We start from the raw sequence: 20,006 nt of genomic DNA, 5'->3' as shown, positions 1-20,006 counted from the left end.
CCCGCCGCTTATCGTCAATCTCGGGATGCGCCGCCGTAAAACCCTTAAGATGCATCTCATAGATAATGCTTTGCTCTAATGGCCGGCGAACGAGTGGTCGAATGGCCGAATCCTTGGCGGCAGCGATAAGTGGCCGAATATCCACCACTTTGCACTTAGGCATAAAAGCCGCGTTATCTAAGGTACTGAATGATAAGTCTTCACTACTATTATTTAATTCATAGCCGTAGTTAGCGCTATGGTGTTGATACTCGCCAACCAGCTGACGTGCATAGGGGTCGAGCAACAATTTATGGGGATTAAATCTGTGTCCGAGCTGCGGTTCATAGGGACCATAAACCCGATAGCCATACAGTTGCCCGGCCTTAAGCCCGTGCACATAGCCATGCCAGATCTGCTGCGTCTGTTCACTCAGGGCAATACGGTGGATTTCGCTATGGCCTGCATCATCGAATAGGCAGAGTTCGATCCCAGTCGCATGGGCGGAGAATAACGAAAAATTCACCCCGCCCTCATCCACAGTTGCCCCGAGAGGAAAAGGGCTTCCTGCACTGAGTTCATAGGGGAAATGGTGCTTCGATGTCAGCCAAGCCTCGGTTGCCATAGCCTGTTAACCTCGGCCCGCTGCAGGGCCTAGGACTAGACAACCCAGAGGCGGCACTGTAATCAGCGCACTCTGCGCCATCCCCTGCCATGGCTGCGCCTCAGCCACGACTATGCCTGCATTGCCCTGATTAGAGCCACCATAGAGATGGCTATCGCTGTTGAGATATTCACAAAAATCCCCGCCTTGGGGTAAGCCGATGCGAAACCCTTGGTGAACCGTGGGCGTCATATTGATCACAAAGACGAGGGGTGCATCCCCTGCTAAGCCATAACGCACGAAGGTGAAAATGCTGTCACGACCATTGTCACAATCGAGCCAACGAAACCCCGCAGTGTCATAATCCAGTACGGATAACGCTGGCATTTGCCGATATAACTGATTGAGATCGCGAAGCCAGTGCTGTACCCCTTGGTGTGGTTCAAAGGCCAGTAGATGCCAGTCTAAGCTGTGGTTATGATTCCACTCGTTATGTTGGGCAAACTCACTGCCCATAAATAAGAGCTTCTTACCCGGATGTCCCCACATAAAGCCATAGTAGGCACGCAGAGTGGCAAATTTTTGCCAATCATCGCCGGGGATTTTATGCAGCAGTGACCCCTTGCCGTGCACGACTTCATCGTGGCTGACGGACAACATAAACTGCTCAGTGTAGGCGTACATTAGGCTGAAGGTCAGTTGATGGTGATGGTATTGACGATAAATAGGATCGCGCCCTAAATAACTTAAACTGTCATTCATCCAGCCCATATTCCACTTAAAGCCGAAGCCCAGACCATGGTGATCCGTAGGTTTAGTCACCCCCGCAAAGGCGGTAGACTCCTCGGCTATCATGCAAATACCGGGAAAGGCTTGATAAAGACGCTGATTAAGTACCTGCAGAAAATCGATGGCCTCAAGATTTTCCCGCCCGCCATAGGCATTGGGTAACCATTGCCCCGGTTCGCGGCTGTAATCGAGGTACAACATGGAAGACACTGCATCTAACCTTAGGCCATCGAAATGAAACTCCCTTAGCCAATAGCAGGCATTACTCAGTAAAAAACTGCGCACTTCACCGCGGTCATAGTTGTAGATCAGGGTGTCCCAGTCGGGGTGAGTGCCCTTGCGGGGATCCTCATGCTCGTATAAACAAGTGCCGTCAAAACGCACTAAGCCGTGGGGATCCTTAGGAAAATGAGCCGCGACCCAATCGAGAATAATGCCGATATCCGCCCGGTGGCAGGCATCAACAAAGGCCTTGAGTCCACTGGCCTCGCCGAATCTGTGGCTCGGGGCAAAGAGGCCAACGGGCTGATAACCCCATGAGCCATCGAAGGGGTATTCACTGATCGGCATCAATTCGATATGGGTAAAACCTTGCGCCTTCACATAGGGAATCAGCTGTTCAATAAGATCTTGATAATCTAAGAATTGCTCGCCATGACTCCCCTTGCGGCGCCAGGAACCTAAGTGCACTTCATAGATAGACATAGGCGCTTTATGCCACGCCGTTGCCGCCCGCTTGCTCATCCAAGCGGTGTCATTCCAACTGTGATGGGCTTTAGGCGGCACGATAGACGCATTATGGGGCGCGCATTCCATTTGGGTTGCCATAGGATCGGCTTTGGCGTGACGCTCACCATTTTGATAAACCAGATCAAACTTATAGTGCGCACCTTCGACCACATTAGGTAAAAATAGCTCCCAAAGGCCATTAGCGATATGTTGGCGCATCACATGGCGGGTATGATCCCAATGATTGAAATCCCCGACGAGGGAAACCCGTTTCGCATTGGGCGCCCATACACAAAAATGCACGCCTTCAATGCCATCCACATAACGCCAATTCGCCCCTAAAAAGCCGTAGGCCCGCTCGGCGCTACCTTCGCCAAACAGATAAACATCATCGTCGCTGAGCAAAGAACCAAATTGGTAGGGGTCAACTATCTCTAACTGGCATAGGGGATATTCCACCCTTAAGCAATAGAGAAATGGCTTAACCCGCCGCCCCAATGTGCCCGCAAACAGACCCTGCTCATTGACTCTATCCAGGCTCGCCACTTTGCGGCCATCTTTAAGACTTATCACATCAACCTTAAGGGCATTGCGTAAAAAGCAACGTACTATGAGTCCCTTACCATCCGGCGAACTGTGCATACCTAAGAGTGAAAACACATCCGTGTATTGACCATTTAGCAGCGCCACCTCGGCACCGTCATAAAAATAAGCATTAGCCTCAGTCATCATTTTGCTTCCGTAATTCATCAATGGTTCAATCGGGTGAATGGGTGGCTCGCAGGGACAGTTGCCGCGCGCTGGCAATATTCTGCAAGCGCTGGCGAATTTCCCCCCGAGTCTTAGCCTGCGTGACGCCAAGGGGCAAACGCCGTTGCCAGTTAGGGTATTCCAGCCAAGTCCCTGGAATATTCACCGCGTGGCGATCGCCCAGAAGATCGCACCACTGCACGCTATAGAGCGCACTGCAACCCGAGGCGCCAAGGGTCATCCAAGCGGTTAATAGCTCATTAATATCAACCTCTTGGGCCGCAGAGTCCGGTAATAGCTTTTGCTGGATTAGCAGGGACACTAACTGCTGTTTCTCATATTCCCGCGCAGTCAAGGCTTCATCTAGCTGCCCATCGCTGGCAAATAGGGTGAGCTGCCGCCTTAAGTGCAAATCGCTCCCACACCACCAGGCGACCAGAGTCGGCACATCGTGGTTTGCGAGCATCATTAGACTCTGGGATTTGTACTGACTCGGTAATTTAAAGCCTTGACCTTCTTTGCAAAAATAGAACAACTCGTTGGAGTAAATGCCCCCATGGTAGAGGCGGTGGATAATATCCGGTGGCACTAGCCCTAGATCTTCACCAATCACAATGCAACGGGCACGCTGGCTCTCAAGGCATACGATGGCCAGCAAAGTTTCAACGGGGTAATACACATAGGCCCCCCCACCTAACTGCTTTTCAAGCGGCCACCACCATAGACGCAGTAAACCCATCACATGATCGATGCGTAGCGCCCCGCAGTTCTCCATATTGGCACGGATAAGTTCAATAAAATGGCGGTAATCATGCTGTTTCAATTTGACGGGATCGAGGGGGGTCAATCCCCAATTCTGACCTTGGGGGGCAAAGGGATCCGGCGGTGCACCTATGCTGGCATTGAGGCAAAACTGTTCGGAATTTGCTTGAACTTCAACCCCTTGCAGCGCTGCGCCTACGGCCAAATCCCGAATAAGCCCAATGCCCATCCCCGCTTCTTTGGCTCTTAACTGACACAGTTGCAGCTGGGTTTCGGCAACAAACTGCAAATATAAGTAGAAGCCCTCATCCTGGGCGATCGCCCTTGGACTTCTTAGGGATTCAGCTTGAGCAAATTCAACTAAGGCGGCCCCCTGCTCGGCCACAAAGTCATTGAAACGCTTTGCTCTCGGGGTCTCCTTCGCTAAATGCACTTCGCAAAAGACGCCATATAAGCGGGCAAAGGCGCGGTACTTAAGCTCACTCACCTTGGGATAATCGAGCCAATTATTCCGGTTGAGCGCAGCAATTGCCTCCTGCCAACACGATGACGTAAACTCGCTGGCTAACGGTTCATACTCGGGCACGCTTTGCAAATGGATATATAAAGGGTTAAGCCTGCGGCGATCGCATGGACTGTAGGGGCTAGGATGTTCCGGCGCGGCGATATCGAGGGCATGCAGTGGATTCAGCTGAATAAAATCAGCCCCATGACTCGCAAGAAAAGCAATCAACTCCTCAAGATCGCCAAAATCACCCATGCCCCATTGGCTATCGCTGCGCAAACTGTATAGCTGAACACTCACTCCCCAAGGTTTATGGCGTTTTCCTTGGAGCGTGGCACTGAGCACACCTTGGTACGCCGCCCTAGGCGCCACCATCAAAGTGCCATGGAAGGCTTTGGGAACAGGGTTTTCAGTCCGTTGGCGACTGACCGCTAATGGCGACTTCAACTTTAGCGCTATCCCGTGATACCCCAAACCTAAGTCGTCATGAACTAAATCGAGGCGATACTGAATATACTGACCCTCACCGAAGAGGGCATGTTGAATTCGGTAGTTACCTATCGGCTTTAATAATGCGAATGGCACATCAAAAGCAATAGACTCACCATGTTCACAAGCGACAGTGATAGCTAACTCGCCAGTATAATCCTGGGGTAAATAGAGGTTGAGCCAAGGCTCATCCACATAACACCAATGAAATGTGGGCAAAACTTGAGTCCAATGCTGCGCATCGAGCCGATGGATTTGGGCTTCAATCCCACTCTCTCCGAGTAAGGCTAGCTGTGCCTGCGTGCATGTCTCACCACTGGCAAGGGCGTTTTTTTCCTTTAGCATGCAAGTCAAAATCCCTTGCCTATCCGTCTCAGGAATGCGGATATACTGGCCAAAGCAGTCAGTAAAGTCCGCTCCAACCCCTCGCAAATACAGCAACTTCTCCAGCCCCATATTTGTCGCCCCCGCGACGGCTCATCCATAGCGTTAGATAGGCAGTAACCATGCCAGCACAAAATAACAGCATGACGACAAATTTGTGTCAGCCAAATGACAGTGAAGACAATTGATAAATCAGTGACTTGAATAACTTAACCTGGAATATTGAAAATTATTGCCGTGATAGAAAACCGCCTTAACGCACTAGATTGAAGCAGGCAGTGGTTAAAAAAGGTGCAATGAACTTAAAGGGAGCATTTTTAATGCTGTAAATGCCTCCCAATGGAGGGCGGATACCAATCACCACGCTGTCTCAACCTGTCCCCTCTTGAAATCTGGTTAATAAAACAGCAATAAATAAGCTGCAACACTTTGTATCAATTAGAATTTTACCTTGAATTATGCGAGCCACTTCTGTCACCATTCCCTCAGCCACAAAAAAGCAACATACGTCCAACATGTAGCGATGCTTATTGGAGTCCAGTATTCACAACCTATGCTATCTCCGTCGATGGATTTGTAATAAATTTCAATAAAAATAAGGATATAAAATGAAAACATTCACAGGACTGCTCTTTGCGAGTGGATTGACACTCCTGTTAACAGCTTGCGGTGGTAGTAGCGAGGAAGACTCGACGCCGACAATACCGACACCGGATCCAACCCCACCCGCATTATCCGCCGATATCTGCTATTTAATGGGCACATCGAAGGGCGACATCACCCTCGCGATTGACCTAACTAATATGCCGATCACAGGTAAAAACTTTAAGCAGTATGTGGATAAGTCATTCTATAACGGCACTTTATTCCATAGAGCGGTCAATAATTTTGTCATTCAAGGCGGCGGGTTTACGACGGGATTACAGAGTAAACCGACCAATGCTCCCATAGCCAACGAGGCCGCGGTCGGCATTAGCAATAAACGCGGAACAATTGCAATGGCGAGAACGACTGTTCCTGATTCTGCAACATCACAGTTCTTTATCAATATTTTAGATAATCCGGATCTGGATGCATCGGCCAGCAGTTATGGTTTTGCCGTTTTTGGCAAAGTCGTTGAAGGGATGGAGGTGGTCGATCAAATAAGCATAGTGCCCACGAAAACCAGCGGTGGTTTCTCCTATACGCCGGTTGAAGAAATTTTTATCAATTCAGTGACAGAAACCAACTGTCCAGCCAGCTAAATCCCCCCGCTAAAGCGAATGTTATAGCGTAAAAAAGCACTGAATATTCAGTGCTTTTTAATACCCGTGCGGCTCCGTCATAAAAATCCATCATTTTGTTACCAAGTTCCAACTTTAGTGGGAAATTAGCCTCAATAAGCCCTTGAACTCGATCTGAATCACATATCGACTCCCCCTTAATTGGTAGCTTGGTAACCAGAAAATGAAACAAATTTATCTTTACAATTTATATAGGTGGATTTATGGCTGCTAAATTTTTTATTCCTTCTGTCAACGTATTAGGCCAAGGCGCAGTGGATGACGCTATCGGTGATATCAAAACCTTAGGCTTTAAACACGCACTCATAGTGACGGATAAACCCTTAGTCAAGATTGGCTTAGTCGGTGAAGTGGCCGAAAAACTCGGTCAAAATGGCATTACCTCCACCATTTATGATGGTGTACAACCTAATCCAACCGTGGCGAACGTCGAAGCCGGTCTCGCCCTGCTAAAAGCCAACGAGTGTGACTTTGTGATTTCCCTCGGCGGTGGTTCTCCCCATGATTGTGCCAAGGGTATCGCCCTTGTAGCCACCAACGGCGGCAGCATTAAAGACTACGAAGGGTTAGACCGCTCTGCAAAGCCACAGCTCCCCTTAGTGGCGATTAACACCACCGCCGGCACCGCCAGTGAGATGACCCGCTTCTGTATCATTACCGACGAAGCCCGCCATATTAAAATGGCAATTGTCGATAAACACACTACGCCTTTGCTGTCGGTCAATGATCCTGAGCTAATGCTGAAAAAGCCTGCAAGCCTCACGGCGGCAACGGGTATGGATGCACTGACTCACGCAGTCGAAGCCTATGTGTCTATCGCAGCGAACCCTATCACCGATGCCTGTGCTATCAAGGCGATTGAGCTAATTCAGGCTAACTTAGTGAACGCGGTGGAAAATGGTCAAGATATCAACGCCCGTGAGCAAATGGCCTACGCCCAGTTTCTAGCGGGTATGGCCTTTAACAATGCCAGCTTAGGTTATGTGCATGCGATGGCGCATCAGTTAGGCGGTTTCTACGATCTGCCACACGGCGTATGTAATGCCCTGCTGCTGCCCCATGTGCAGGAATACAACGCTCAGGTCGTCCCCGAACGTTTAAAAGACATTGCCAAGGCGATGGGCGTGGATGTGTCCAGCATGACGGATAAGCAAGGGGCGGAAGCCGCGATTTCTGCAATTAAAAAGTTATCTGTTGCGGTAAAAATTCCTGAAAACCTGACCCTGTTAGGCGTGAAAGCGGAGGATATTCCAACCCTTGCGGATAACGCCTTAAAAGATACCTGTGGCTTCACCAATCCAAAACAAGCGACCCATGGGGAGATCTGCCAGATCTTCACTAATGCGCTCTAATCTGAATGAGGTCAGGTGGAATCGCAATGCAATCTCACAGTTATCGCAAAATGATATAAAAAACGTGATCTCTGTGGGTTACACCCTGTTACAGATCCGATAAACTGTTCCCAGTTCGCTTTTTCCCTGCAAAAGATGAAGCCAGCTGAGAGGCCCGTTCTAGCGAATGGGCCTCTGTCCATTCTCTCTTCTGCTTTTATGACCTACGTTTATTCCATCAATACGCGATTCGCCCTACTTATTGAGCCAATGACTGTTTTTATCACTTACACTGATAACACTGATGGCCAGCTGTTGCTTTATTAGTCAGTAATTCAGCAAAAGCGAAACTTCATTCTAAACTGAGAGCTAGCACAAAGTTATTGGTAAAAAACTCATGCTAAATAGCGTTATAACAAACCGAAGCAACTGTTTAATTTTTATACAAAAACAAACGCTTTATTTAGAAAAGCAATCGCACTTAATAGTCATAATTAATGATTGACCGAATTCAAAAACGATGCCTATGATGGCAACAATATCCTCGAACAGGTAGGTACGCTATGACAGCAATCACGCACGTATATAACTACACAGTTAGATGTCCGCATTACAAAGATCCTGAACATCCCGTTACTTGGTTAAACCATATCGAAATGAACCAGTCCTGTGAAATTGCGTTAAACCGTATTACCAAATGGCATGAACTTTCAGGTGATAAATCCTTCGAAACCAATAAATTTGTCGTTCGCAAAGCCGAGAATGAAGACGCTTATTTTTCTATGCAGAGTGATAGGTTGAAAAATGATGGCCACGCCCTCGTCACCTTTAAAATCTTTTTAGATGAATGCTGTGACGATGCCGCACCTGAGGAAATTATGCAGCATCTGATTGAAGATTATCAGCAGCGTTTAGCTAAACTCGAGCAGGTTTAATCACTCCCGATTGGATGCCAGTGTACAGTGCTGGCATCCACGATAATCCTACTGAGATTTGCTAAAGGCATCAGTCGTATTATCCATCCGCACCTAAAATTACACTAACAACGCCACAAGCATCCTGATCAGAACATTAAACAAAATACAACTATCTGTTATATTGGTTGGACTTAATGTTAGGAACTCACTTTTAAGTGATGGATATCAAGATGAATAAAGCGACGTTGTTTATGATCCCGCTATTGCTTGCAACTACGGCCTGTGCAGATTTAAAGGACGCAGGGCGAGCCATTGGCACCACCACTAAAGATGTCACCAAGGAGATAGGTCACGCCACCCGTGATACCACTAAGGCGATTGGACACGCATCAAGGGACGCGGTGAAATCGGTGAAAGAAGATTTAACAAAAGAAGACTGATCACAGTGACACCTAGGCGTCACTGTCCATTTTAAGCAGTAGTCCATTTTAAGCGGCTTAGTACATGCTAAGCCCCCACCATTAAGCCGCATTCGCCCGAATACCATGGGGCACAGGTAAACCTTGCGCATTGACGTTTACAAACACCATCTTATCGATACTGACCACAGGCGCCTGCGTCATCTTATTGCGCACTTGGCAACTGACAGTGATGGAACTGTGTCCAAGACTCACCAACTCTAAGCCAAATTCGAGCACATCCCCTTGACGGGCTGGCGTCATAAAATTGATTTCTGAGATCAATTTAGTGACATGGCTGCTACTCTTCATCTGGCAGGCGGCAAAGATGGCGGCCTCTTCGTCAATCCAACTTAATAGCTGGCCACCAAACAGTGTGTTCGCGGGGTTTAAATGTTCGGGTTTAACTAAACGACGACTGTAATATTTCATGGCGATGACCTCAATATGAATGCCAACAAACAGCTTAAGTGCGCAAATAAGCTTGCCTAATATTGAGAGCATTATTCAGGCCATTTTTACTCGCCATTAAATAACAATGAGATAGCAATAAGCTACTGTAAAGTCACCCGAAAATTGCACCAAGTCGAATCAGAGTTGCACCATAATAATCAGTCAGTTAACGATAAAAAAATAGCGACTCAGAGAGTCGCCAAGCTTAGGCAAGCAAATACTTACTGGGTAGGAAGTTAAGTCACAAGTTTTGACTTAAAAACCCGTGCAGCACATGTAGGCGGACTGCACGGGGGTACAACAGCTGCAACGCAGCTAAACACAGGGCTTACATTGACAACATCTTACGGGTAAATCGACCTTAGCAATCGCTTAAAACTGCTCCTCTTCGGTAGAGCCCGTCAGCGCCGTGACCGATGAATGGCCACCTTGGATCACTGTGGTCACTTGGTCGAAATAGCCAGTACCAACCTCCTGCTGATGGGCCACGAAGGTATAACCCTTCTTGGCTGCAGCAAACTCAACTTCTTGAACTTTCTCGACATAGTGCTTCATACCTTCGCCACGAGCATAGTCATATGCAAGATCGAACATGTTGTACCACATGTTGTGGATACCGGCTAAAGTGATGAACTGGTACTTATAACCCATGTCGGATAAGGCCTGTTGGAAGCGCGCAATAGTGGCGTCATCCAAGTTTTTCTTCCAGTTGAAGGATGGTGAACAGTTATAGGCCAGCAACTGATCTGGGTATTTGGCATGGATAGCTTCGGCGAAAATACGCGCTTCTTCCAAATCTGGCTTAGCGGTTTCACACCAAATCAAGTCGGCATAGGGGGCGTAGGCAAGACCACGGGAAATCGCTTGGTCAAGACCCGCTCTCACGCGATAGAACCCTTCACTGGTGCGCTCGCCAGTCACAAAGTCACGATCATAGGGATCGCAATCGGAGGTCAACAGATCGGCTGCGTTCGCATCGGTACGGGCAATCACTAAAGTTTCAACACCGCTCACGTCCGCCGCTAAACGCGCCGCAACTAATTTTTGCACCGCTTCTTGGGTAGGCACTAATACTTTACCGCCCATGTGGCCACATTTTTTAACCGAAGCTAACTGATCTTCAAAATGCACACCGGCAGCGCCTGCATCGATCATCGACTTCATCAATTCGAAGGCGTTTAATACCCCACCAAAACCCGCCTCGGCATCGGCGATGATCGGTAGGAAGTAATCCACAAATGCTTCATCTTCTGGATTGACGCCATTACCCCATTGGATTTGATCTGCACGGCGAAAGGAATTATTAATCCGCGATACCACAGCCGGAACTGAGTTCGCTGGGTACAAGGATTGGTCTGGATACATAGTGCCAGCCAAGTTCGCATCGGCTGCCACTTGCCAGCCAGAAAGATAAATCGCTTCGATACCCGCTTTGGCCTGTTGCACCGCCTGGCCGCCGGTTAAGGCGCCAAGGGAGTTGACGTAACCTTTTTTCGCGCCACCGTTGACTAAATCCCATAACTTAGCCGCACCCCGTTTTGCGATGGTGTTCTCTGGCACGATTGAGCCGCGTAATGCCACCACTTCTTCCGCCGTGTAAGGACGACGCACATGTTTCCAACGTGGGTTTTCTGCCCAGTCTTGCTTGATCGCATCAATCTGCTGTTGACGTGAAATCTGCGTTGCCTTAGTCATAGGGTCACTCCTTTCTCTGTGATGTTGTAGCTATCATGAAACTGCCCCCCAGTTTCACTCTGCTCATGGGTTTGATTGGCGGTAGCCCCGCCACAGCTAATAGTGTTTACATAACACCGTTAACAACTTTTATGCTAAGCAGTGAGCATCTCGTAACCGGGTAAGGTTAAGAAATCGACCAGCTCGTCGGAAGTAGTAATATCCTCCAGCAATACTGCGGCTTGGGTAAACTTGCCATGGGTGAATCTGTCGCTACCCACTTCCTGCTTCACATTGGCAAGCTCCTCCACCAGCATGTCCTTAAAGAGTTGTTTAGTGACCAGTTTGCCGTTTGACAACGACTTACCATGCTGGATCCACTGCCAAATGGATGCCCTAGAAATCTCCGCCGTGGCCGCATCTTCCATTAGGCCATAGATAGGCACACAACCATTGCCGCTGATCCACGCCTCTAAATATTGCAGTGCGATACGAATATTGAGGCGCATCCCCTGTTCGGTACGCTCGCCATCGCAGGTTTTAAGTAGTTCACTGGCAAGGATCGGCGCATCCACGTCACGGGTGATATGCAATTGATTGCAGTGTTCTTGGCCTATGTATTCATTGAAAATCCCCATGGCCGTGTCGGCAAGCCCAGGGTGTGCCACCCAAGTACCATCGTGGCCGTTACGCGCTTCTAACTCTTTATCCCTACGCACTCGCTGCAAAACCGCTTCATTTTGTGCGGGGTCCTTCGCTGGAATAAAGGCCGCCATGCCGCCCATGGCTAAGGCGCCACGTTTATGACAGGTCTTAATCAAGAGTCTTGAATAAGCGCTTAAGAAAGGCGTGTCCATAGTGACCGCCTGGCGATCGGGCAACACTCTGTCACTATGACGCTTTAATGTTTTGATATAACTGAAGATATAATCCCAACGGCCGCAGTTAAGCGCGACAATGTTAGAACGCAATTCATAGAGGATCTCATCCATTTCAAACACCGCGGGCAGCGTCTCAATCAGGCAAGTACACTTGATAGTGCCCGCCTGCAGGCAGAATCTTTCTTCAACGAAAGCAAACACTTTTGCCCACCAGCGCGCCTCAATATGGCTTTCTAGCTTAGGAATATAGAAGTAGGGTCCACTGCCTTTCGCCAACAGTTGGCGGTAGTTATGGTAAAAATACAGGGCAAAGTCGAACAGTGAGCCGGGGATGGCCTGACCATTGAACTCAACATGCTTCTCTTTTAAATGCAGACCACGGACCCGACAGATCAATACCGCGGGATTGGGCCCCAACTTATAATGCTTGCCCGTTTCGGGAGCCGTGTATTCGATATCCCCTCGCACAGCATCGCGTAGATTGATTTGACCTTCGACGACTTTTTGCCAACTCGGCGCGAGGGAGTCCTCAAAGTCAGCCATAAACACTTTGGCATTCGCATTGAGCGCGTTAATCACCATCTTACGTTCAACGGGACCCGTAATTTCCACACGGCGATCAAGCAGATCTTGAGGAATACCTCGGATTTGCCACACCCCATCTCGAATCGCACGGGTTTCGGGTAAAAAGTCTGGTAATGACCCTTTATCAATACGAGCTTGCTTATCTTTACGCTTAGCGAGTAAAGCGGGGACTTCGTCACCAAACTCGCGGCAAAGAGACTCGAGTAAGGCAATGGCCCCTTCGGTAAAAATGACTTCCTGCCCAGGAATATCTTTACCCACTATGGTTAATGGGCCGCTGGAGATTGATTTCCCCAGCGCTGAATTCAACTGCTGTTCACTCAAAGTGTGTTCCGTCATCTTCTCGCCCTCCCAAGAGGCTCAACTATCACAGTTTTGTCACAGACACGGGGACAGGCCCCAATGCCACTGTCTAAAAATCAGCCACAAAACCATCAAATGTTTGTTTCGAACTAAAACTTACCGACAAACCATTGTATTTGCAACAGTCCAAACGGGGATTAAAATTGACCAGAATTGCATTGAAAATTGGTCATACCAAGTGAAAAATTACCGATAACCACATTGATTTCAAACAAAATAAAACATTTGCAATAGCATGAATATTTACTAATATGAAAATTGTCAGACAACTTTACCAACAGCGATGCAATGTAATTTATTCCGTAATTTTATTACACAAAGTAAATTAAAAAGTACATACTTAATGTCATATTAGACCTAAGTAGAAATATGCAGATGTTTTGAACTAACCTAGAGGTAAAGATTTAAATGTGATAAAAATCATAACTTTAAACATTAAGTGATGCATGATAAATTTAAACAGTCGTTTTAATTTGACGTTTACGTAAACAGTTGATCACATAAACCTATAGATCACTTCACTTAGGGTTGCGTTTCCAGATCAACAAGGTCGGTTGCTCTGGTTAACTAAAAAAATAATCACTTTTTTATAAAAAAAATGAAACAAAGTCGAAATAACAACGGCATGTTAGTGAAAATGCCACCAACAACATGGGAGTTGCTCAGCAATAGGACTCCCTCCCCTTAGTTTTTACCGTTTCTTATACGTAAAGGATGCTGCTGCGATACCCCCTCTTATCCTGAAACATTTGTTGCAAACAAAATGAAAACCATTATCATTCGCAACTTTTCATGGGGGAATACATTAATGAAGCCATTTTGCTTATCACTCATCGCACTCGCCTGCATGGGCAGCCTGCATCAAACCGTATTGGCGGATCCCATTTCAGCGCCAAACAACCCAACCAATGTCGAACGTATTACGGTTTATGGTAAACAAAACTCCGTCGTTAAAAATTCAGGGCTGGCAACCAAATCCGATATGTCACTAATGGAAACCCCTGCTGCCGTTGTGATTGTCGATCAAGAATTAATAGAAGCCCAAGGTACAGATAATCTTCAGGATTTGATCCATAACATCAGTGGTGTGACCCAGGCGGGGAATAACTATGGGATTGGCGATAACTTAATGATCCGTGGTTTAGGCGCTAACTATACCTATGACGGTATGTATGGTGGTGCGGGCCTTGGTAACACTTTTAACCCTACACGCTCTTTAACCAATGTAGGCTCAGTTGAGGTGCTAAAGGGCCCAGCGACCGGTCTCTACGGTATGGGGAGTGCAGGCGGAGTCATCAACCTGATCGAGAAAAAGCCTCAATTTGAGTCAAACCATAAATTTACCGCTGAAATCGGCCAGTGGGAGACCTATTCATTGGCACTCGATAGTACCGGCGGTTTCACGGAGGACCTTGCCTATCGCTTAGTCGCCAAATCCGCCCGAAGTGAGGGATATCGGGATTTAGGGACCGACAGAGACGAAGTGTACGCCTCCTTAAAGTGGTTGATTACTGATAGCCAAGATTTAATGCTTTCAGGGGCTTATATCAAAGATGCCATTGCCGTTGACTCCATTGGCCACCCTATTCGGATCTATAACGCCGACTCTGTTAATGGTAAAACCGCCGGGGAAGTCAGTTGGCAAGATTTGATCAACGATCCTAATGGTAAAGGCATACAACTGACCGATGAGCAGCGCCAGCAATTAGCGGCATCATTGGCAAGCGGTGATGGTCTAACGCCCTATTCCTTTGGCGATGCGGGCCTGATTTCGCCCATGGCGAAGGATAACGAAGGCGAAGAATTAAGATTTAAGCTGACCCACAATATCTACTTTAACGACAATCTCTTCCTCAACCAACAACTGCAGTACCGTGACTACACCTCGGGGTTTGCTCGCCAAACTGGTGCCTATAACTACGTCTATTGGAATAATAAAGGGGCAATCAATGCCGATCCGCGTGCGCCCTTAGTTGAAAATGGCGTGTTATATCCCTTTGCCGCCAGACGGCAGGAATACCGTAAAGTCGATGCAGATGAAACATCCTGGCAATATTTTGCCGATTTGCGCTATGACTTCCAAATTAGCAATATAGACAATGAGTTATTACTTAACGCTAACTACGAAGACCGTACAATTGGCTTCCAGCAATACTCTATCTACGATGCGGATCAAATCTTTAAAAGCAAGGACGGGAAAACCACTTACCAGGGATCACTCCCCTACATCTACGACATTCGCCACCCTATTTGGGGCACAGGTACATTTGAGGACTATGATCCACTAAAAACCGCCAACTATAACAAGACAGTCAGTGCCTGGGGCCTAGGACTACAGCATGTTGGTTATTTAGGTTACGGTTTTACAACTCGGATTGGTGTTGCCTTTAATGAGATAAAACAAAGCTATGAACATTTAGGTGTCGATGCGCGCTACAGTACCAGCCAAGCCAAAGCGACCCAAGAACAGGACACCACGGATAACGGCACTACCTATAACTTAGGCATGACCTATATGCCGATGGATGATCTGTCATTCTTTATTAATCACGCTAAGGGACGCACCGCCTACAATATTTTAGGTTCTGTCACAGGCACTCATACTGACCGTGAAGATTCTGAATCGGTAAGCAATGATCTGGGTATGCGCTTTAAAGCCTTTGATGATCAACTGCTCGCATCCCTTGTATTGTTTAAAAGTTCACGCACCAATGTGCCCTATACGAATGAAGACTATAAATTAGGCGTCTCAGGGCCAGAAGTCCCCGTGTATTTCTACGACGGCAGCGAAGATACCCAAGGGGTTGAACTCGATCTCAATGCCCACTTAAACGACAATTGGCGTATCAACCTCAACGGTATGTACCAAGATGCAAGGGATAAACAAAACCCAAACAGTTCAACCTACAACAGCCGTCAAAAAGGCGTGCCCTATGTCACTGCCAGCGCTTGGGTAACCTACGGTGCCGACTGGTTTGCACTACCCAGCCCAATTGAACTCAGTCTTGGCGCAAAATATGTGGATGATAGAAGCACTCACTCAAACTCATTTGGGATCCCAGAGGGTTACGTGCCCAGTTATACCATAGTGGACTCGGCAATCAGCTACACCGCCGACTCGTGGAAAGTGCAGCTCAATATTAATAATCTGTTCAACAAAGACTATTACAGTAAAGCCATGTTCCTCGGCGGTATGCCTGGCGAAGAACGCAATATGACATTGCAATATAACTACAGTTTCTAAGCATTCTCCCGCAGCCATAAATAATAAGAGAGCCTATGGGCTCTCTTATTTCTTTTAGGCAATAAAACTTAACTCACATTTTCCCTATCGCCGCGCATCAAGGACTCCAACTCGGCTTTACCTTTGTTTGATAAATCAATCAGCGTCGCTAAATCATGTTGATGGGCGGCACTGGCAACCACCAGCTTTTTATCGTGCTCGGCAAAAATTTTCACCCGTTCGTTGGCCTGCACCTGCGACAAACCTAAGCCTTGAAGGATCTTCTCGCTGGCGGATAACGCCGAGCCAAAGGTTTCCCGGAACACATCGGTTACCCCCAGACTCATCAAGCGATAGGCATGGTTACGATCCCTTGCCCGCGCCACAATATGGATATGGGGGAAATGGGTTTTCACTTGCTGGGCAATCTCGATGGAATCCTCAACGTTATCGACCGCCAGCAAGAGTAACCGTGAGCGTGCAATCCCCGCCGACATCAACATATCTAACCGTCTCGCATCACCAAAATACACTTCACCGCCATATTTACGGATCACATCCACATGGCTGGCATCCTTATCCAAAGCCACAAATGGAATACCCGAGGAGGCCAAAATCCGTCCCGTTATCTGTCCTACTCGACCAAAGCCAGCGATCACCACCTCTGACTCAGTCACATTAATGGTATCGGGCAGGCGGGTATCCACCACTTTAGCTTTAGTGGCCCGGAACAAGGTGAAAATCAGCGGTGTAACCGCCATCGATAGACCGATAGCAAGCACTAAAATCTGTGCAATTTTGTCGCCCACAATACCGGATAATTGCGCCTGCGATAACAGCACAAAGGCAAACTCGCCCCCCTCAGCCAAGATTAATCCAAGGGCAATACTCGGGCGCCATGTATGATGACGTAAGCGCCCAAGGAACATCAGTACTAAGGTTTTAATCACTAACATACCCAGCAATATGGCTAAGATAAGTAAGGGCTCAGTCAGCAATAACGTTAAATCCATACTCATACCGACCGCCATAAAAAACAGTCCGAGTAAGAGCCCCTTAAAGGGTTCGATGTCCGTTTCAAGCTGATGTCGATAGCTGGAGTTTGCTAGCATAATCCCCGCTAAAAATGCCCCCATACCCGCGGATAACCCGAGCCATTCCATCAACTCGGCACTGCCCATCACCAGCAATAATGCAAAGGCGGTCAGCACTTCACGGACGCCACTGCTGGCGACGAGTTTTAGCACGCGCGGCAGTAAATATTTGCCCACCAACACAAAGCCGACTAAGGCCACACAGGTCCAATACCAAGGCACGGCATGGTGTGCAATCTGTGCCGAATTAGGTGCTAAGTAGGCTGTGAGTAACAGCATAGGGATCACGGCAAGATCCTGCATTAACAGTACCCCAAAGGCATCGCGCCCAAGTGGAGTAGTCAGTAGTCTATGCTCACTCATCAGCTGCACCGCAAAAGCGGTCGAAGATAGGGATAGCGCAGCACCGACCACTAACGCCGCCTCAACGGATAGGCCAAATCCCCAAGCTAAGCCACCAATCGCCGCCCAGGAAAGCAGTAACTGACCGCTGCCTAAGCCAAAAATAGCGCTGCGCAGTTCCCAAAGTTTACTTGGATTGAGTTCAAGCCCGAGCACAAACAGCATCAGCACCACGCCAAGCTCGGCAAAGTGTAAAACGGCGGCAGGATCGGAAACTAACGCCATGCCTCCAGGCCCTAAAATCACCCCAGCAGCAAGATAAGACAGAATAGGCCCCGCGCCAAAGCGCTTACCTAAGGGCACAAGAATCACCGCGGCGAGTAAAAAAAGTAGCACAGAAGTCAGCAAACTCGACTGTTCCATCAGGGCTCCAACAAAGTAAAAATTATGGAAAACAAGCGCTCATACCTAATTAGGTAATAATCGCTAATCATACCCTATTTATTTGTTAACAAACCCTAAAACTTAGGAGAAAAATCAAAACACAAGGATAAATCGGCGAAGGAGGAAAACAGGGAGAAACGTGGAACAAGACAAAAACAGATGAATAAAAACACCCATTAACCCGCGGCGGCATTCACTAACCCAACCGCTAAAACCGCTATGGCAAGCTCACTAATCGATTACCTAAACTGGTCGCTTGTTTATCGGACTTTAATATATCCGAATAGCAACAAATGCTATTACGCCCACTGGATTTCACGGCGTATAAGGCCATATCGGCACGGTGCAGTAGGGGATCGAGACTTAAATCCTCCTGCCTCATACCACTCGCCCCAAAACTGGCGGTGATCACAAATTTATGCCCCGAATGATGGGTATCAATTGCCTCAATTTTGGTTCGGCACAGCTCGGCAACCTCCATGCCCTTTGCTTCATTAGCATAGGGTAAAAAGATTGCAAACTCTTCGCCACCAATACGGGCAAACACATCACCATTGCGGATATGGGGCTTAATCGACTCAACGACCTTTTTCAGCGCCCAATCTCCAGTACCGTGACCATAGGAGTCATTAATTAACTTAAAGTGATCTAAGTCGAACAAGATCACGCAAAAATCCCCCCCCCCGGGCCGCGACTTGTACAAACAGGTTTTCCCCTAGCTCTTGCCCCGCCCCACGATTAAGCACGCCGGTGAGGGCATCGATCCTCGCCATGCGCATAAATTTGCGCTTTTGCAAACTGCCAACGATTAATAAAATCCCGAGGAAAAACAGTCCGCCCACTAATATAGTGATAAACATCAGCATATTAGTATACTCACGCTCCTTTACCATTTGCTGGGCAATATAGAGTTCACGCTCTTTGTTGAGTAAATTGATTTCACGCGCCTGTTCATCGGCGTTAAATTTAGCCGCCTGATAAGCGAGGGTCTTCATCTTAGACTGATCAAAAATCAGTTGATTATAATTTTGCTCTTTTCTTGAATATTCATAGGCTTGCTCAAATTGTTTATTTTGAGCACTAATCTTGGCGAGCACCCGAGAGGCCGTGTGCTTAAGTTCCGTATTACTAGAGTCATCGGAAAGTTTCATCACATGCTGAGCATGTAACTCTGCTTTCGCAAAATCTTGTAACATCAAATAGGCTTCACTAAGCAACCCATGTGTACTATTTATCTCAAGTTGAAAATTAAATGACTCATAACCTTTTAGCGAATCTAATAGATAGGATACGGCTGGGAGTGGTTCATCCAACCTTAACTTAGATTCACCCATGCCTTTTAATGCAATATATGCAATTAGTGGATAACCATTAGACTCACAAAAGTTACGAGTGAATTTAAATTCATCAAATGCTTTAGCATATGATTTCACCTCTAGCTGGTGTACGGATAAATATAGTTTAGATACACACACATCTTTAACATCATTAGGGGAAGCAAGAGCAAGAGCTTTAGCTGCGTATGTTGCCACTTCTTCTGTAATCCCCATGGCGGTATAGAGACTGGCCAAACGTAAATATGAGGCACGTTTAAGGTTAACATCTTCAATGCGCTCAATTAATCCAAGACTCTTCCCCATCACATTGAAAGCATCATTGAAATAGCGTAAAGCAATATAGGCTGTCGCCTCATAGCTATATGCAGAAAATAGCATATCAGAATCTTTCAGTAAGGCTTCTGACTGATTCAATATATCAACTGCAGCTTGATACTCTCCAGTGTAAATAGAAGCTGCACCTTTAAAGACCAAAAATCGTCCCTGCTGTAAGCGCGACATCCTATCAAATTCAGGTTCAATCGTATTAAGCTTGGTTATTGCGGCAGGTAAGTCAGAATGTTGTAATGCTTCAATCTTAGTTAGCGCTTCATCATAATTTATAGGCGCAGCAATTAAGGGCATACTGAG

At 47.3% G+C, this 20,006-nt stretch carries 11 protein-coding genes and 2 pseudogenes; 5 read left to right on the top strand and 8 right to left on the bottom strand.

The window, feature by feature from the left end; all coding sequences use genetic code 11:
* The 3 genes and pseudogenes from COW15_RS17730 to malQ all read right to left on the bottom strand — a co-directional run.
* Positions 1–604, bottom strand: a pseudogene (locus COW15_RS17730) (glycogen debranching enzyme GlgX); the annotation flags it as partial.
* A 6-nt stretch (positions 605–610) separates the two neighbouring features.
* Positions 611–2,833 carry a 1,4-alpha-glucan branching protein GlgB gene (gene glgB / locus COW15_RS17725; protein ID WP_293634540.1) on the bottom strand — a complete coding sequence of 741 codons (2,223 nt, stop codon included), beginning with the start codon at positions 2,831–2,833 and terminating at the stop codon, positions 611–613.
* A gap of 25 nt (positions 2,834–2,858) precedes the next feature.
* Positions 2,859–5,063, bottom strand: coding sequence for a 4-alpha-glucanotransferase (gene malQ / locus COW15_RS17720; RefSeq protein WP_293634538.1), 2,205 nt, complete (start codon positions 5,061–5,063; stop codon positions 2,859–2,861).
* 536 nt (positions 5,064–5,599) lie between these two features.
* Between malQ and COW15_RS17715 the strand changes: the two genes are divergently transcribed.
* From COW15_RS17715 to COW15_RS17700, 4 genes are all read left to right on the top strand, one after another.
* A complete protein-coding gene (locus tag COW15_RS17715) occupies positions 5,600–6,235 on the top strand; it encodes a peptidylprolyl isomerase (RefSeq protein ID WP_293634537.1) in 636 nt (211 codons plus the stop codon).
* Between the two features lie 242 nt (positions 6,236–6,477).
* The gene (yiaY, locus tag COW15_RS17710) at positions 6,478–7,626 is read left to right on the top strand and encodes an L-threonine dehydrogenase (RefSeq protein WP_293634536.1); all 1,149 of its coding nucleotides are present in this window, start codon (positions 6,478–6,480) and stop codon (positions 7,624–7,626) included.
* Between the two features lie 542 nt (positions 7,627–8,168).
* Positions 8,169–8,540, top strand: a complete 372-nt coding sequence (locus COW15_RS17705) for a cytoplasmic protein (RefSeq protein WP_293634534.1) — start codon at positions 8,169–8,171, stop codon at positions 8,538–8,540.
* Positions 8,541–8,752: 212 nt separating this feature from the next.
* Complete coding sequence (locus tag COW15_RS17700; RefSeq protein ID WP_293634533.1) at positions 8,753–8,962, top strand: hypothetical protein; 210 nt, start codon at positions 8,753–8,755, stop codon at positions 8,960–8,962.
* Between the two features lie 81 nt (positions 8,963–9,043).
* Here the strand turns inward: COW15_RS17700 and COW15_RS17695 are convergent, their stop codons facing one another.
* The 3 genes from COW15_RS17695 to aceB all read right to left on the bottom strand — a co-directional run bounded on the left by COW15_RS17695 (position 9,044) and on the right by aceB (position 12,912).
* On the bottom strand, positions 9,044–9,412 hold the full coding sequence (locus COW15_RS17695; RefSeq protein WP_011623516.1) for a hotdog domain-containing protein: 369 nt from the start codon (positions 9,410–9,412) through the stop codon (positions 9,044–9,046).
* A 393-nt stretch (positions 9,413–9,805) separates the two neighbouring features.
* On the bottom strand, positions 9,806–11,128 hold the full coding sequence (gene aceA, locus COW15_RS17690; RefSeq protein WP_293634532.1) for an isocitrate lyase: 1,323 nt from the start codon (positions 11,126–11,128) through the stop codon (positions 9,806–9,808).
* Positions 11,129–11,262: 134 nt separating this feature from the next.
* Positions 11,263–12,912 carry a malate synthase A gene (aceB, locus tag COW15_RS17685; protein ID WP_293634531.1) on the bottom strand — a complete coding sequence of 550 codons (1,650 nt, stop codon included), beginning with the start codon at positions 12,910–12,912 and terminating at the stop codon, positions 11,263–11,265.
* Positions 12,913–13,744: 832 nt separating this feature from the next.
* Here aceB and COW15_RS17680 point away from each other — a divergent pair.
* Entirely contained in the window at positions 13,745–16,180 is a 2,436-nt protein-coding gene (locus tag COW15_RS17680; protein WP_293634530.1) for a TonB-dependent receptor, read from the top strand.
* Positions 16,181–16,248: 68 nt separating this feature from the next.
* On the opposite strand, the gene COW15_RS17675 is transcribed toward COW15_RS17680, so the two are convergent.
* The gene (locus COW15_RS17675) at positions 16,249–18,018 is read right to left on the bottom strand and encodes a monovalent cation:proton antiporter-2 (CPA2) family protein (protein ID WP_293634529.1); all 1,770 of its coding nucleotides are present in this window, start codon (positions 18,016–18,018) and stop codon (positions 16,249–16,251) included.
* Between the two features lie 238 nt (positions 18,019–18,256).
* Positions 18,257–20,000: pseudogene (locus COW15_RS17670) on the bottom strand (GGDEF domain-containing protein).
* Between the last annotated feature and the right edge of the window lie 6 nt (positions 20,001–20,006).

Origin of the sequence: Shewanella sp. CG12_big_fil_rev_8_21_14_0_65_47_15 (assembly GCF_002783505.1) — a bacterium.
Classification (GTDB): domain Bacteria; phylum Pseudomonadota; class Gammaproteobacteria; order Enterobacterales; family Shewanellaceae; genus Shewanella.
Note: the sequence above shows the minus strand (reverse complement) of the source record. Positions and strands in the feature narration are given on the sequence as shown.